The sequence below is a fragment of the Microbacterium sp. 71-23 genome, assembly GCF_001897265.1.
Taxonomy (GTDB): domain Bacteria; phylum Actinomycetota; class Actinomycetes; order Actinomycetales; family Microbacteriaceae; genus Microbacterium; species Microbacterium ginsengisoli.
The window spans coordinates 23,418-37,563 of record NZ_MKSL01000017.1 but is presented as its reverse complement, the minus strand read 5'-3'; the positions used below and the strand labels follow the sequence as shown (position 1 = coordinate 37,563).

Annotated in this window: 15 protein-coding genes and 1 other RNA gene; 7 read left to right on the top strand and 9 right to left on the bottom strand. The window is 70.2% G+C overall.

Features of this window, described 5'->3' with window-relative positions; all coding sequences use genetic code 11:
* Nucleotides 1–9 precede the first annotated feature (9 nt).
* Nucleotides 10–1,377 (top strand): LLM class flavin-dependent oxidoreductase, encoded by a 1,368-nt coding sequence (locus BGO15_RS06775; RefSeq protein WP_056207048.1) that lies wholly within the window; start codon nucleotides 10–12, stop codon nucleotides 1,375–1,377.
* Nucleotides 1,378–1,447: 70 nt separating this feature from the next.
* Nucleotides 1,448–2,092 (top strand): GntR family transcriptional regulator, encoded by a 645-nt coding sequence (locus tag BGO15_RS06770; RefSeq protein WP_056207050.1) that lies wholly within the window; start codon nucleotides 1,448–1,450, stop codon nucleotides 2,090–2,092.
* A 31-nt stretch (nucleotides 2,093–2,123) separates the two neighbouring features.
* Here the strand turns inward: BGO15_RS06770 and ssrA are convergent.
* Nucleotides 2,124–2,492, bottom strand: a transfer-messenger RNA (tmRNA) gene (gene ssrA, locus BGO15_RS06765).
* Nucleotides 2,493–2,700: 208 nt separating this feature from the next.
* Here ssrA and BGO15_RS06760 point away from each other — a divergent pair.
* The gene (locus BGO15_RS06760) at nucleotides 2,701–4,158 is read left to right on the top strand and encodes an MFS transporter (protein WP_056519910.1); all 1,458 of its coding nucleotides are present in this window, start codon (nucleotides 2,701–2,703) and stop codon (nucleotides 4,156–4,158) included.
* 3 nt (nucleotides 4,159–4,161) lie between these two features.
* On the opposite strand, the gene smpB is transcribed toward BGO15_RS06760, so the two are convergent.
* The 4 genes from smpB to prfB all read right to left on the bottom strand — a co-directional run bounded on the left by smpB (nucleotide 4,162) and on the right by prfB (nucleotide 7,827).
* Nucleotides 4,162–4,638 carry an SsrA-binding protein SmpB gene (gene smpB, locus BGO15_RS06755; protein WP_045248522.1) on the bottom strand — a complete coding sequence of 159 codons (477 nt, stop codon included), beginning with the start codon at nucleotides 4,636–4,638 and terminating at the stop codon, nucleotides 4,162–4,164.
* A gap of 63 nt (nucleotides 4,639–4,701) precedes the next feature.
* Nucleotides 4,702–5,619: a permease-like cell division protein FtsX gene (gene ftsX, locus BGO15_RS06750; RefSeq protein WP_045248523.1), complete on the bottom strand. Its 918-nt coding sequence runs from the start codon at nucleotides 5,617–5,619 to the stop codon at nucleotides 4,702–4,704.
* Entirely contained in the window at nucleotides 5,616–6,638 is a 1,023-nt protein-coding gene (gene ftsE, locus BGO15_RS06745; protein WP_056207051.1) for a cell division ATP-binding protein FtsE, read from the bottom strand. The genes ftsX and ftsE overlap by 4 nt, the downstream gene beginning before the upstream one ends.
* A 76-nt stretch (nucleotides 6,639–6,714) precedes the next feature.
* Complete coding sequence (gene prfB, locus BGO15_RS06740; RefSeq protein WP_045248525.1) at nucleotides 6,715–7,827, bottom strand: peptide chain release factor 2; 1,113 nt, start codon at nucleotides 7,825–7,827, stop codon at nucleotides 6,715–6,717.
* A 25-nt stretch (nucleotides 7,828–7,852) separates the two neighbouring features.
* Between prfB and BGO15_RS06735 the strand changes: the two genes are divergently transcribed.
* The gene (locus BGO15_RS06735) at nucleotides 7,853–9,082 is read left to right on the top strand and encodes an MFS transporter (RefSeq protein ID WP_056207053.1); all 1,230 of its coding nucleotides are present in this window, start codon (nucleotides 7,853–7,855) and stop codon (nucleotides 9,080–9,082) included.
* A gap of 10 nt (nucleotides 9,083–9,092) precedes the next feature.
* On the opposite strand, the gene BGO15_RS06730 is transcribed toward BGO15_RS06735, so the two are convergent.
* Nucleotides 9,093–9,938, bottom strand: coding sequence for a helix-turn-helix transcriptional regulator (locus tag BGO15_RS06730; protein ID WP_056519912.1), 846 nt, complete (start codon nucleotides 9,936–9,938; stop codon nucleotides 9,093–9,095).
* 100 nt (nucleotides 9,939–10,038) lie between these two features.
* On the opposite strand from BGO15_RS06730, the gene BGO15_RS06725 reads away from it, so the two are divergent.
* Nucleotides 10,039–10,803, top strand: a complete 765-nt coding sequence (locus BGO15_RS06725; protein ID WP_056207055.1) for an SDR family NAD(P)-dependent oxidoreductase — start codon at nucleotides 10,039–10,041, stop codon at nucleotides 10,801–10,803.
* Nucleotides 10,804–10,876: 73 nt separating this feature from the next.
* Nucleotides 10,877–11,713, top strand: coding sequence for an aldo/keto reductase (locus BGO15_RS06720; RefSeq protein ID WP_056207057.1), 837 nt, complete (start codon nucleotides 10,877–10,879; stop codon nucleotides 11,711–11,713).
* A 109-nt stretch (nucleotides 11,714–11,822) separates the two neighbouring features.
* On the opposite strand, the gene BGO15_RS06715 is transcribed toward BGO15_RS06720, so the two are convergent.
* The 3 genes from BGO15_RS06715 to BGO15_RS06705 are packed head-to-tail and all read right to left on the bottom strand — an operon-like array spanning nucleotide 11,823 to nucleotide 13,046.
* Nucleotides 11,823–12,242 carry a pilus assembly protein TadG-related protein gene (locus BGO15_RS06715; protein WP_056207059.1) on the bottom strand — a complete coding sequence of 140 codons (420 nt, stop codon included), beginning with the start codon at nucleotides 12,240–12,242 and terminating at the stop codon, nucleotides 11,823–11,825.
* Nucleotides 12,239–12,685 (bottom strand): hypothetical protein, encoded by a 447-nt coding sequence (locus BGO15_RS06710; protein WP_056207061.1) that lies wholly within the window; start codon nucleotides 12,683–12,685, stop codon nucleotides 12,239–12,241. Before BGO15_RS06710 ends, BGO15_RS06715 begins: the two co-directional genes overlap by 4 nt.
* Nucleotides 12,660–13,046 (bottom strand): TadE/TadG family type IV pilus assembly protein, encoded by a 387-nt coding sequence (locus BGO15_RS06705; RefSeq protein WP_056207125.1) that lies wholly within the window; start codon nucleotides 13,044–13,046, stop codon nucleotides 12,660–12,662. The genes BGO15_RS06710 and BGO15_RS06705 overlap by 26 nt, the downstream gene beginning before the upstream one ends.
* 261 nt (nucleotides 13,047–13,307) lie before the next feature.
* Here BGO15_RS06705 and BGO15_RS06700 point away from each other — a divergent pair, with 261 nt between their 5' ends.
* The gene (locus BGO15_RS06700) at nucleotides 13,308–13,775 is read left to right on the top strand and encodes a DUF2510 domain-containing protein (RefSeq protein WP_082483048.1); all 468 of its coding nucleotides are present in this window, start codon (nucleotides 13,308–13,310) and stop codon (nucleotides 13,773–13,775) included.
* The last annotated feature ends 371 nt before the right edge of the window (nucleotides 13,776–14,146 follow it).

The window sequence follows — 14,146 nt, the reverse complement described above, 5'->3', positions numbered from 1 at the left end:
AGGAGACGCATGCCTCGCCGACTGCACCTCAACGCGTTCGAGAACTTCTCGCCCGGCAACATCGCCTCTGGCCTGTGGCAGCACCCGCAGGACGACTCGCGGGCGTACCGCTCACTGACGTACTGGACCCGATTGGCCCGAGATCTCGAGGCAGCGGGCTTCGACGCGATCTTCCTCGCCGATGTGCTCGGCGTGCTCGACGTCTACAAGGGCGGCCCCGACGAAGCCCTCCGCACGGCCAGCCAGGTGCCGATCGGCGACCCGCTGACGCTCGTGTCGGCGATGGCGGCGGTGACGGAGCGCCTCGGTTTCGCGGTGACATCCTCGGTGAGCTACACGCACCCCTACACGTTCGCGCGCAGCCTCGCGAGCCTCGACCACCTCAGCGGCGGGCGGGTCGGCTGGAACATCGTGACGTCGTACCTCGACAGCGCGGCGCGCAATCTCGGGCGCGGCGAACAGCTGGCGCACGACGAGCGCTACGACCTCGGCGACGAGTTCCTGGAAGTGACGCACAAGCTGTGGGAGCTGTCGTGGGATGCCGACGCGGCCGTCGTCGACAAGGAGCGCGGCGTCTACGTCGACCCCGAGCTCGTACGGCCGATCGGTCACGAGGGCCGCTACTTCTCGGTGCCCGACGAGTTCCTCGCGGAGCCGTCGCCGCAGCGCACCCCGGTGCTCTTCCAGGCGGGATCGTCGTCGCGCGGGCAGCGGTTCGCGGCGGAGCACGCCGAGGGCGTCTTCGTGCACGGCACCCGCCCCGAGGTGCTGGCCCCGATCGTTGCGAACGTGCGCGCCGCCGCCGAGGCGGCCGGGCGCGCACGCGAATCGGTGCGGGTGCTCGCGGTTGCGACGATCGTGACCGGCGAGACCGACGAGATCGCCCGGGCCAAGTTCGCCGACCTGCAGCGCTACGCCGACTACGGCGGCGCGATGGTGCAGTTCGCGGGGCCGGTCGGAGTGGATGTCGCGGACCTCGACCCCGACATCCCGCTCACCGACATCGCCTCCAACGGCGCGCAGTTCTCGGCGAAGTTCTTCGCATCGGCCGACCCGGACCGCACCTGGACCTTGCGTGAGGTCGCGGAGTACATGGCCGTGGGTGGGATGGGACCGACCATCGTCGGCTCGGGGGCGACGGTCGCCGACGAGCTCGAGCGCTGGGCGGAGGTCGCGGACCTCGACGGCTTCAACCTCGCCTACGCGGTGCGTCCCGGCACATTCGACGACATCATCCGATACGTCGTGCCGGAGTTGCGCCGCCGCGGCGTTCTGCCCGAGCGGGAGCACGGCGCGCGCACCCTTCGCGAGGCCCTGTTCGGCGACGGCGAGCCGGCCCTGAAGGCCGATCACCCGCACTGGCGCATCGCGCTCTGACCACTTGTCGGCGCCGACGAGGGCGCTGATACGATCCGCACACACGCCGCACGGCAGCAGGGGGCACCACGTGACGACCAAGACCCGGAGGTCGACCGCCGCGGTCGATCACCACGCGACACTGCGCGCCCTCATCCTGAGCGGGGAGATCGGCGCCGACACCCGGCTCTACGAAAGCGCGCTCACCGATGAGCTCGGCACCTCGCGCACGCCGATCCGCGAGGCGCTGGCGATGCTCGAGCGCGACGGCATCCTCGTGCGCGAGGCGCGCGGCTACCGTGTGCGCACGCGGTCGACGCAGGAGGTGCTCGACTACTTCGACATCCGCATCGCGCTCGAGTCGTCGGCAGCCGCTCTCGCCGCCGATCGCGCCACGCCTCTGGAACGCGGGCGCATGGTCGAGCTGCTGCGCCGCGCGGACCAGGCGACCGACGAGGAAGCGGCCGAGCACCACCGCGCGTGGCACCGCACACTCATCGAGGCGTCGCACAATCCCGCGCTCGTCGACTTCGTCGAGCGCGCCGAGATCATGATCCTGCTGCACGAGCGTCCGTGGCCGCGGTCGATCGCCGGCACACAACAATCCCAGGCCGAGCATCTGGCGATCCTCGACGCGGTGCTGCAGGGCGACGCACAGGCCGCGCAACGGCTCATGGCCGACCACATGGTGCGGGCACGCGACTACCAGCTGCACGCGGCGATCATAGACCTCTGAGTGGCGGCCACTCCCAGTGCGACAGCGGCGATGGTGGAGATGGGGGGAATCGAACCCCCGTCCATCGCTGGGTCTCTGCGCCTTCTCCGGGCACAGTCTGTGCAGACGTGTTCTCAGTCCCGACGCTTGTCACAGACACCTGCGTCGACGGACTCATCCTGAAAGAGTCCCTCGCAACCCTCAGGCGAGGTTACGAAGCAAGATTCCTAGATGACGCCAGGACCCGTATCGGAATCACATACGGACTGACGGACTCGGGCTCGCTGCTCAGGCAGCGAGGGCGAAGTCGGACTGCGACTTGTTGGCAGTTATTGGTTCGCAGGGGGCGTTCACGAGATAACCCTGCATCCTCGGCCCGCTTCTCGCAGATTCGCAGGCGATGTCGAAACCGATCATCCCCATGTTCCCTCGGTGAGGGGCCGCTGTCGCACTGTGGAGTTGCCATGCCCTTGCGGGCGATCGGAAGCGCGAGGCATCCGAGCGTTTCAGAATACAACGGATGCCGCGCCCCTGCCATTCCCCGCCGTCACCGCGGCGCGCGTGTGACGCCCACGGCGCGGCGCACCCGCCGATACAGTGAACCCACCCGGACCAGTGGAAGGAGCGCGATGTCTGCGCGCGTGAGCTTGGGCGCCCTGGCGGGCGTCGTCGGATTCCTGGCCTTCGTCGAGTTCACGAGCGGCGTGCTGCAGGGCTACTACACCCCGATGCTCACCGACATCGCCCGGCATCTGTCCATTCCCGATGCCGACGTGAACTGGCTCGAGGGAACCCAGCTGATGCTCTCGGCGCTGGTCGTGCCCGCCTTCGCCAAGCTCGGCGACATGGTCGGACACAAGCGGATGCTGCTCATCTCGACCGCACTGACCGCAGCCGCGTCGGCGGCGCTGCCGTTCACCGACTCGTTCCCGGTCTTCCTTGCGGCGTGGACGCTGCAGGGCTTCTACGTGGTCTGGCTGCCGCTGGAGATCGCCCTCATCTGGTCGCGCACGCGCGGCCGCGAGGGGCGCGCTGTGCTCACCGCACGTGCGGCCGGCCTGCTCGTCGCGGCGCTCGAGATCGGCGCGATCTCCGGCGCACTCATCGGCGGTGCGCTCGTGGACGCGCTGCCCCTGCAGCTGGTGCTCGCGATCCCCGCCGTCGCGGTGGTCGCCTGCTTCTTCGTCGTCCTGTTCGGTGTGCGCGAATCGCCCGAGACCACCGGCGGCCGCCTCGACACCGTCGGACTCGTGCTGATCTCTCTGGCGTTGCTCTCCTTCACGGGCGGGCTGAGCCTGCTGCGCATCAACGGCCCGACAGATCTGTTCTCGTGGGGGGTCACGCTCGTCGGCGTGGCGCTGGTCGTGCCGTTCGCCCTGTGGGAACTGCGCCATCACGACCCGCTCATCGACGTGCGCATGTTCCGCTCCCCCGCGCTCGGTCCCGTGTTCCTGACGGCGGGCCTGTTCGGCGTGAGCGTGCTCGGGTCACAGGCACCGCTGTCGACCTTCGCGCGCACCGATCCGGCCGCCGCAGGGTTCGGCCTCGGCACGACCGGCTTCCAGACGAGCCTCATCATCGGCATCTACCTGATCGCCATGATCATCGGCGCGCTCCTCTTCCCTGCGATCTCACGCCTCGTCACCCCGCGGGTGACGCTGATCGGCGCCGCAGTGCTGGTGGGTGTCGGCTTCCTGCTGTTCGTGCCCTTCCACTCGGCCTACGCGAGCGTCGTCATGAACATGGTCGTCGTGGGACTCGGATCGGGCGCGCTCGTCGCCGCCCTCCCCGCCGCCGCGGCATCCGCTGCGCCGGCCACCCAGACCGGCGTCGCGACGGGTCTCACCAACTCCGTGAAGACCGTCGGTGGCGCCATCGCGTCATGCGCGTTCGGCATCGCACTGTTCCAGGGCAGCCTCGGCGCCGAGGGCGGCGGGCAGACCGCGGCATCCTTCTCGGGATACCTCACCGTGTGGATCGTCTGCGGCGTCACCGCGCTCGTCGCCGCCGTGCTGCTGGTGTTCGTGCCGAAGCAGGCGTTCACGGATGCCGCGGCCGAAGTGGCCGAGGCATCCGCCCAGGTCTGAGGATCAGTCGCCGAGGCGGTTGCGGGTGCGCATCGCGCGCTCGGCCTCACGGCGGTCCTGGCGCTCGCGCAGCGTCTGGCGCTTGTCGTACTCGGCCTTGCCCTTCGCGACCGCGATCTCGACCTTGGCGCGGCCGTCAGAGAAGTAGAGCTTGAGCGGCACAAGCGTGTAGCCGCCGGCGGAGATCGCATGGCTGAGCTTCACGATCTCGTCCTTGTGCAGCAGCAGCTTGCGCAGGCGCTTCGCGGAGTGGTTGTTCCAGGTGCCCTGTGAGTACTCGGGAATCGTCACCGCGTCGAGGAACGCCTCACCGCGCTCGATGAACGCGTACCCGTCGGAGAGGTTCGCGCGCCCCTGGCGCAGCGACTTCACCTCGGTGCCGGTGAGCACCAGGCCCGCCTCGTACGTCTTCTCGATCGAGTACTCGTGGCGCGCGCGACGATTGGTCGCGACGACCTTCTCCCCGCGTTCCTTGACCATGACCTGCTCCTCCGGGATACTCGCGCCGATCGACGCGAGCCCCCCAGTCTATCGGAGCCGGGATCAGGCGCGAAGCCACCGCCGGATCGCGAATCCCGCCGACAGAGCGGCGAGCACCACGCCGATCACGATCATCGCCGGGATGACGTACCAGAGGTCGTCCGTCGTGACCCAGGAGGTGATGAACGTCACCCTCGGCTGCAGGTAGCTGCCGACGCCGAACTGCACGCCCGCCCACACCGTGACGCTCGCGAGCGCCGACCCGATGACCGCCGAGATCACGCCCTCGAGCACGAAGGGGGTCTGGATGAACCGGTTCGACGCTCCCACGAGACGCATGATGCCGATCTCCCGACGTCTGGCGAACGCCGACAATCGGATCGTCGTGGAGATCAGCAGCACCGCGGCGATGAGCATGAGCACGGCGATGCCGACGGCGATGTAGGTCGCGACCGTCAGCGCCGAGAACAGCGGCTGAAGGTACTGCATCTGATCGGCGACCTCTTCGACGCCCGCGGTCGAGGAGAACTGCTCGGCGAGCACGTCGGACTGCGACTGGTCCTTGAGGTTGATCCAGAACGTCGCATTGATCTGGTCGGGGCTGATTACCGACGCGTACTGCGATCCGAGCTGCTGGATGGCGCTCTGGTAGGCCTCCTGACTCGTCTGGAACGTGTAGTTCTTGATGAGCGGCGCGAGCGTCGATCCGTCGAGCGTCGCCTTCACGGCGGCGATCTGGTCGTCGGTGGCCGCGGTGCCGGGGGCGCAGTTCTTCGCCTGGGACACTGTCGAACACATGTAGACGGCGACCTGTGCGCGGTCGACCCAGAACGAGCGCAGCTTGCCGATCTGCGACTGCATGAGCATGGCGGCGCCGACAAAGGTCAGCGACACGAAGGTCACGAGGATGACCGAGATCACCATCGAGGCGTTGCGGCGCAGCCCGCCGAACGCCTCGCCGAGAACGAGTCCGAGCCTCATCGCGTGGGTCCCACTTCCTCGCCCGGGCCCTCGAGCCCGAGACGGTCGGCGACGCCCAGCGCGTCGAGCGAAAGATCATCCGCCTCCGTGGGGCGGGGTGCCGCCGGTGCCGACGCGGCGGTCGGCGCGGCCTGCGGAGCGGGCGCCTGCGGCGGGGTGACCGGCGCCGCGGCGGGCGCCGCCGGCTGCGGCGCCACCGCGGGCTGCGCGGCGACCGGCGGAACCGGCGCCTGGGAGTCCGCGGCGATCTCCTTCTGCAGCTCGATGACCTCGGTCAACGCAGCGACGGCGGCCGCGCCGCGCTCCTGCTGCGGCTGCAGTCGCGGGATCGACGAGGTGTCGCCATAGCCGCCGTGACGCTCGTCGCGCACCATCTCGCCGCCGCGCAGCTCGATCACTCGGCGCTGCATCTGGTCGACGAACGCGGCCTCGTGCGTCGCCATGAGCACAGTGGTTCCGCTCGCGTTGATGCGGGCGAGCAGCTGCATGATGTCGACGGATGTCGCGGGGTCAAGGTTTCCGGTCGGCTCGTCGGCCAGCAGCACCTGGGGACGGTTCACGAGGGCGCGGGCGATCGCGACGCGCTGCTGCTCACCACCGGACAGCTCGTGCGGAAGGCGCTTCTCCTTGCCGGCGAGGCCCACGAGCGCGAGCGCCTCGGGCACCGCCTGGTGGATGAATCCGCGTGAGGATCCGATCACCTGCAGGCTGAACGCGACGTTCTGGAAGACGGTCTTGGTCGGCAGCAGCCGGAAGTCCTGGAACACCGAGCCGATGTTGCGGCGGAAGTAGGGGACCTTGCGGCTCGCCACCCGTCGCAGATCCCTGCCGAGCACGACCACACGGCCCTGACTGGGGATGTCCTCGCGGAGGATCAGACGCAGGCACGAGGACTTCCCCGATCCCGACGCCCCCACGAGGAAGACGAACTCGCCGCGTTGCACCTCGAAGTCGACGCCGTTGAGGGCGGGCTTGGAGGTGCCGCGATACCGCTTGGTGACGTTCTCGAACCGGATCATGGCTGTGTCAGCCTAAGCGCGGCTCTCGCGGCATCCGGGTGCGACACCCGGGGGCGCGACATCCGTTCACCGGATGTCAGTCGTCGTCGTCCTTGCGCTTGCGCCAACGGATTCCGGCGGCGATGAAGCCGTCGAGGTCGCCGTCGAAGACCACGGCGGGGTTGCCGACCTCGTGGCCGGTGCGGAGGTCCTTCACGAGCTGCTGACCGTAGAGGAAGTAGGAGCGCATCTGGTCGCCCCAGCTCGCCGTGATGGTGCCGGCGAGCTCCTTCTTCTTCGCCGCCTCCTCCTCGCGCTTGAGCAGCAGCAGTCGGGTCTGCAGCACGCGCATGGCCGCAGCGCGGTTCTGGATCTGCGACTTCTCGTTCTGCATCGAGACGACGATGCCGGTCGGGAGGTGGGTGATGCGCACGGCGGAGTCGGTGGTGTTGACCGACTGCCCGCCGGGGCCCGAGGAGCGGAACACGTCGACGCGGATGTCGCCCTCGGGGACGTCGACCTCGACGGCCTCCTCCATGACGGGGATGACCTCGACGGCGGCGAAGCTGGTCTGTCGCTTGTCGGCGCCGCCGAACGGGCTGATGCGCGCGAGACGGTGGGTGCCGGCCTCGACCGAGAGGGTGCCGTAGGCGTAGGGCGCGTCGACCTCAAAGGTGGCCGACTTGATGCCGGCTCCCTCGGCGTAGGAGGTGTCCATCACCTTGACGGGGTACTTGTGGCGCTCGGCCCAGCGCAGGTACATGCGCATGAGCATCTCGGCGAAGTCGGTGGCGTCGTCGCCGCCGGCGCCGGAGCGGATGGTGACGACCGCCGACCGTGAGTCGTACTCACCGTCGAGGAGGGTCTGCACCTCCAGCTGGCTGATGACCTCGCCGAGGTCCTTCAGCTCGCGGCGGGCCTCGTCGGCCGAGTCCTGGTCCTCGAGCTCGTTGGCGAGCTCGACGAGCACCTCGAGGTCGTCGAGGCGGCGGGCGACCGCGTCGATGCGGGCGAGGTCGGCCTGACGGTGGCTGAGCGCGCTCGTCACCTTCTGCGCCTTCTCGGGGTCGTCCCAGAGGTCGGGTGCACCGGCCTCCTCGCTCAGGCGAGAGATGTCGGCGCGCAGCGCATCGACGTCGACGACGGCGGTGATGTCGGCGAACGTGGAGCGGATGGCCTGGATATCGGCGGACAGATCGAGCTCGAGCATGACAGTCCAGACTAACGTGGAAGCGATGGATGATCGTGCGGGCCTGGTGCTGGGCCGACTCGCACCCATGATCTACGGGCCGACCATCCTCTTCTCCCTCGGCGAGGGCGCGGTCATCCCCCTCGTGCCGGTCATCGCGACGAAGCTCGGGGCGGATGTCGCGGGTGCCGGTTTCATCGCGAGCGCGCTGGTGGTGGGGCAGCTCGTCGGCAATCTCCCCGCCGGCTGGCTCGTCGCCCGCGCCGGTGAGCGCGTGACGATGGCGATCGCCGGCGGCGTCGCGATGCTGGGCGTGCTGGGCACCGTGTTCGCGCCGAGCCTGCCGGTGTTCGCGGCGGCGGTGTTCGTGATCGGCTTCTGCGCGGCTGCGTTCGGGCTCGCCCGCCATTCGTTCATGACGACGCGGGTGCCGCTGCACTTCCGTGCGCGGGCGCTGTCGCTGCTCGGCGGCTCCTTCCGGCTCGGCATCTTCGTCGGTCCGTTCATCGCCGCCGGGCTCCTCGCGGTCTTCGGCACCGAGCATGCGGCGCTCTGGTTCTTCGCCGGATGCCTCGCGGTGCTCGTCGTTCTCGTGCTGTTCGGTCCCGACCCCGAGCGCGTCGCCCCGTCGGGAGGGGAGCCGGTCGTCGCGCTCGAGCGGGAGGGCGTGTTCCGCACGATGTGGCGCCACCGCGGCATGCTGTCGCGCCTCGGGGTGGCCGCGGCATCCCTGTCGGCGGTGCGCGCCGCCCGCCAGGTGGTGCTGCCGCTGTGGGGCGTGTCGATCGGGCTGGACGCCAGCACCATCGCGCTCGTCGTGGGCGTGTCGGGCGCGATCGACTTCGCCCTGTTCTACGCGAGCGGGCAGGTGATGGACCGCTTCGGGCGGTTGTGGGCAGCCCTGCCGGCCATGCTGCTCATGGCGGGCGGATTCCTGGTGCTCGCCTTCACCCACGACGTGTCGGGACGCCTCGGCTGGTACCTCGCCGTCGGCATCGTGCTGGGGCTCGGCAACGGGCTCTCGAGCGGCATCCTGCTGACCCTCGGGGCCGATGTCGCACCGCGCGCGGATCCCGCGCCGTTCCTCGGGTCGTGGCGCACGCTGAGCGATGCGGGCGGGGCGACCGCTCCCGTGCTCGTGAGCATCATCGCCGCGGCCGGCAGCCTCGCGATCGCGACCGGCGCCGTCGGCCTCATCGGTCTCGCCGGCGCGCTCGCGTTCATCCGCTACGTGCCCCGGTTCGTGCCGCACGCGCGGACGAGCCGACGCGGCTAGCGACTCGGAGTCACCGGGTCTCGACGAACGACTGCGTGCCGATGACGGTGAGCAGCGCCAGCTTCTCGGCGTCGGGGGTGCCCGGGGTCGCCGTGAACACGAGCAGTCGCTGTCCGGTGTCGGTGTCGAGCAGCGTCTGGCAGTCGAGTGTGAAGGTGCCGATCTCGGGGTGCACGAAGCGCTTCGTGGCGGGATGCTTCTCGCGCACCTCGTGCTCGGCCCACAGCGCCCGGAACTCCGGGCTCTCGTCGTCGAGCGCACGCACGACCCGACCGGCGAGCGAGTCGTCGCCGTAGCGCACGTAGGCACTGCGCAGCTCGGCCACGAAGGCGCGGGCGCGCTCGTCGTGGTCGTCGCGGGCGTAGACGTCGCGCGAGGCGGGCTGCGCGAACCACCGGTAGACGGTGACCCGCGCGAGGCCGGTGAGGGCCGTCGCGTCGCCGAGCAGCGCCTTTGCGGGCGCGGTCTGCACGAGGGTCTCACCGAACTCGCTCACGACCTGCGCGGGGGTGTCGCGCAGCCGGTCGAGGATGCGCAGCATCGCCGGCGCGACGTGCGAGCTGCCGCCGGTGCGCTCGGGCGCGGGGTGCCCGGCGAGGCGGAACAGGTGGCCGCGCTCGTCGTCGCTCAGCCGCAGGGCGCGGGCGAGGGCGGTGAGCATCTGCTCCGACGGCTGGGGGCTGCGGCCCTGCTCGAGCCGGTTCAGATAGTCGGTCGACATCGTCGCGAGCTGGGCTACCTCTTCACGACGCAGCCCCGGCGTGCGGCGGCGCGGGCTGCGTGCGAGCCCGACGTCCTCGGGTTGCAGCGCCTCGCGTCGGCGGCGCAGGAAGTCGCCCAGCTGTTCACGGTCCACTCCCCCATGGTCGCCGCGACCCGGCGCGCGAGCAAGGGATCGCCGATCCCCCGATCGACGAGTCCTTCCCGGATGCCGCGCCCCGCCCGACGATCGAGACATGACCGATTCACGAATCATCCTCATCACCGGCGGTTACCGTGGCCTGGGCCGCGCCACCGCCCTCGCCGTCGCGGCCGCCGGCGACGACGTCGTCGTCACCTATCGATCGGGCGCCGGCGACGCGGCATCCGTCGTGTCCGACATCGCGGCGCTCGGGCGGCGCGCGGTGGCGCTGGAGCTCGACACGACCGCGCCCGAGACGTTCGCCGCGTTCGCCGACACCCTGCGCGCCACGCTCTCGGCGACCTGGGGACGCGAGACGTTCGACGGGCTGGTGAACAACGCCGGGTTCGCCGGCAGCACACCGTTCGGCGGCATCGAGCACGAGACGATCGACGCGCTGGTCGCCGTGCATTTCACCGGGGTCGTGCTGCTCACGCAGCAGCTCGAGCCTCTGCTCACCGACGGCGGCCGCATCGTCAACATCTCCAGCGGCCTCACCCGCAATCCCGCCAACTCGGCGTATTCGGTGTACGCCGCGATGAAGACCGCCATCGAGACGTGGACGCTGTATCTCGCGAAGGACCTCGGCCGGCGCGGCATCACCGTCAACACGGTGGCGCCGGGGGCGACCGCGACCGACTTCGCGGGCGGCGGCATCCGTGACGACGAGGGCTACCGCGGCATGATCCTGCCGACGGTGGCGCTCGGCCGCATCGGCGAGCCCGACGACGTCGGCCGGGCGATCGCGACCGTGCTCGACCCGCGCCTGGCGTGGGTCACGGGTCAGCGTATCGAGGCGTCGGGCGGCCAGCGCCTGTGACCTGCGAGGGGGCGGATGCCGCGGCATCCGCCCCCTCGGCCTCGATGTCGCGCCGGGCTCCTAGGCTGGAGGGATGACCGTTCCCTCTGTGACCCTCAACTCCGGTTATGACATCCCCCAGCTCGGCTTCGGCGTGTTCCTCGTGCCGCCGGCCGAGGCCGAGAAGGCGGTGAGCGAGGCCCTCGAGGTGGGCTACCGCCACATCGACACCGCCGCGATCTACAAGAACGAGCAGGGCGTCGGCGCCGCGATCGCGGCAAGCGGCATCCCCCGTGACGAGCTCTTCATCACCACGAAGCTCTGGAACGACCGGCAGGCCGGTGACGAGCCGCTCGCCGCAATCCGCGAGAGCCTCGACAAGCTGCAGCTCGACCACGTCGACCTGTATCTCACGCACTGGCCGACGCCCGAGAAGAACACCTACGTGAACGCGTGGGAGAAGCTCATCGCGATCCGCGATGCGGGGCTGTCTCGCTCGATCGGCGTCTCGAACCACCTGCCCGAGCACCTCGATCGCCTCGTCGCCGCGACCGGCGTGGTGCCGGCGGTCGACCAGATCGAGCTTCACCCGGCCTACCAGCAGCGCGACGTGCTCGCGTGGGCGGCCGACCACGGCACGATCATCGAGTCGTGGGGTCCGCTCGGCCAGGGCAAGTACCCGCTGTTCGAGAACCCGGCCGTCGTCGCGGCGGCCGAGGCGCACGGTGTGAGCCCGGCGCAGGCGGTCATCCGCTGGCACCTGCAGCGCGGCTTCGTGGTCTTCCCGAAGTCGACCCGCAAGGAGCGCATGGTCGAGAACTTCGAGGTGTTCGGTTTCGAGCTGACCGCCGACGAGGTCGCCGCGATCGACGCCCTCGACACGGGTGACGGCTCGGGCCGCGTCGGCACGCATCCGCTCGAGTTCAACTGACCTCGTCTCGATAGGTCACGGCCGGTCGCCTTCGGGCGGCCGGCCGTTGCCGTGTGCACTCGGGGCGTACGTGACCACCCCGCGGCACACGTGATCGCGGCATCCCGGGTCACCGCAGCGCGACGCGGCTCGTGGCGGTCGAGGTGAGATCGACCCCCGCCGGCACGAACGGCGAGAGCAGCACCGACCGCCAGGTCGACGTCACTGTCACCCGCGCTGAGCGACCGTCGTCGGTCACCGCGTCGACGAGCACGGCGTCGGCCCCCGTCGCGGCCAGCGCACGCTCGGCACCCGAGGTGATGTCTTCCCCACGCTGCACGATCACCGCCCCCTCGCCCTCCAACCGGATGTCATACGAGGATGCCGCGGCCACCGCCGCCGCGTCGGCGACACCGTCCAAGCGCTTCTGCGCGAGGAACAGACCCGTCGCCTCCGCGCATACCAGCACCAGGGCGATCGCGAGCATCCCGTAGCCGAGCACGAGCGGGAGGATCGACCCCTCGTCATCGTGTGCGCACCGCGCGGTCATCGTCCCGGCCCCGCCGACACGAGCTGCACCGCCGACGCCTCGATCGGCAGCGCCGCGAGATCCTCCCACCCGAACACGGGCGGCACGAGCGGCAACACCACGCGCGTCTGCACCGTCGCGGTGAGCACGGCACCGGGGGCGGGGCATCCGTCGTCCGCCGGGGCGCAACGGACCCGCACCGAGATATCGGCGGGGTCGATGCCGTAGTCGGCGGCGGTGGTCTGCACCACCCGCGCGATGTGGCCGTCGATATCGCCGTCGGCCACGGCGATCGATCGAGCGAGGTGGCGGGCCGCGGCATCCGCGCCGAACGCATGCGACTGCACGAGCCCGAGGGTCACGACCAGGTAGACCACGGGAACGAGCAGCAGCAGCCCGGCGACGAGGAACTCGATCGATGCCGAGCCGTCGTCGGGCTCAGTCGAAGGATTCGAGCGGCGCATCGCCGGTCACCTCCATCGCCCCGGGGATGCCGACGAGGCCGATCACGGGAAAGGTCGCGCGCACGGTGACCCGCACCGTCGGGAACCCCGCCTCCGCCGACGTCGCCACGCGGATCTCGTCGATCAGCCCGCCACCCACGGCCCGCGTGATGGCATCGCGGGTGCGCGCCTCGCCGTCCCCCGGCGTGGCATCGGCGAGGGCGGCGACGTGTGCTCCTTCGGATGCCGCGTCCTGCACGACGTTGCGGACGTACACCGCCAGCGCGAACTGCAGCACCGCCAGCGTCAGTACCGTGAGGAGGGCCCCGACCATGACGAACTCGGCCGCCGCGGATCCCTCATCGTCACGCCACCGCCTCAGAATCCGGAGACACGGGCGAGCGCGTTCTGGAACAGCTCGGCGAGCGCGGGGCCGGCGAGCGCCCAGATCACCACGACGAGTCCCGCCGTCATGAGCGTGAAGCAGTCCTAGTCCCCCGGCGTTCGACCACGAGGACGGGTGAGAATCGGGACTATTCACGAACGTGAATCAGTCCTACTGCCCCCGTCGCAACGCCCGTACGCAAGCGTCGAGTGTCGGTCTCACCTATGAACTTCACTCGTGCCCGCTATGCTCCGCGCCATGACGACACCGGCAGGTTGGTATCCCGACCCGGAGTTTCCGCAGACGGAGCGCTGGTGGAACGGCGTTGAATGGGCCGACGCGCGACGGGCTTCCCAGCCGACTGGCCGTCGCACTTCCGGGCTGCGCTGGTACTGGTGGCTGGCATTCGCCCTCGCGGGCGCTCTCGCCGCGTTCAGTGTGCTCGGCGTCCTCGGGGGCCACGGCAACAACGCGCCCGTCTCGAGCGGCTATTCGACCAGCGAGGCCGCGTTCCTCTCGTCGATGCGCGAAGCGGTGAACAGCCGGGGCAAGTCGTGGAGTCAGACTTCCGAGCAGGCGATCCTGACGCTCGGATGGGAGGTCTGCGACCTGTCGCAGACTGCGAATGGCGCCGCGGCACTCGCCGCCGCCGCGCCCACCTCGGGCCTGGCCAGCGAGGTCTGGGCAACTCTCATCGCCTCAGCGCAGACTCACCTCTGCCCCTGACCACCCCGCGGCAGGAACATCTCGGGCGGCGCAGCGCCCGGGCCGTGCGCGCGTAGCTCGCGATCGTGGAGGCGTGCGCAGGCGAGCCGGAGCGACGTCGCCCACCCGAGCACCTCGCCGTCTCGAGAGCAGCGATAGCGGGGACCGTCGGCCGTGCGGCGCAGCTCTACCCGCCCGTACACACGCCCGCCAGGGTCGACGAGATCCCACGTCGCCGGAACCTTCTCGACTGCCGCCATGATCGGATGCCACTCGCCCACGGTGAGAGTCTGCGGTCGCCCACCAACACGCGTCGCCGGCGGCCAACGACGACGCGTCGCGTCTCACCGGCGCGGCACTACGCGTCGCGGTGACCAGGTGGACGCGTCGCG

Coding starts and splice junctions, on each gene's coding strand:
- BGO15_RS06775 (WP_056207048.1), top strand. CDS start 10: ATGCCTCGCCGACTGCACCTCAACGCGTTCGAGAACTTCTCGCCCGGC.
- BGO15_RS06760 (WP_056519910.1), top strand. CDS start 2,701: ATGTCTGCGCGCGTGAGCTTGGGCGCCCTGGCGGGCGTCGTCGGATTC.
- smpB (WP_045248522.1), bottom strand. CDS start 4,638: ATGGTCAAGGAACGCGGGGAGAAGGTCGTCGCGACCAATCGTCGCGCG.
- ftsX (WP_045248523.1), bottom strand. CDS start 5,619: ATGAGGCTCGGACTCGTTCTCGGCGAGGCGTTCGGCGGGCTGCGCCGC.
- ftsE (WP_056207051.1), bottom strand. CDS start 6,638: ATGATCCGGTTCGAGAACGTCACCAAGCGGTATCGCGGCACCTCCAAG.
- prfB (WP_045248525.1), bottom strand. CDS start 7,827: ATGCTCGAGCTCGATCTGTCCGCCGATATCCAGGCCATCCGCTCCACG.
- BGO15_RS06735 (WP_056207053.1), top strand. CDS start 7,853: ATGGATGATCGTGCGGGCCTGGTGCTGGGCCGACTCGCACCCATGATC.
- BGO15_RS06725 (WP_056207055.1), top strand. CDS start 10,039: ATGACCGATTCACGAATCATCCTCATCACCGGCGGTTACCGTGGCCTG.
- BGO15_RS06720 (WP_056207057.1), top strand. CDS start 10,877: ATGACCGTTCCCTCTGTGACCCTCAACTCCGGTTATGACATCCCCCAG.
- BGO15_RS06715 (WP_056207059.1), bottom strand. CDS start 12,242: ATGACCGCGCGGTGCGCACACGATGACGAGGGGTCGATCCTCCCGCTC.
- BGO15_RS06710 (WP_056207061.1), bottom strand. CDS start 12,685: ATGCGCCGCTCGAATCCTTCGACTGAGCCCGACGACGGCTCGGCATCG.
- BGO15_RS06700 (WP_082483048.1), top strand. CDS start 13,308: ATGACGACACCGGCAGGTTGGTATCCCGACCCGGAGTTTCCGCAGACG.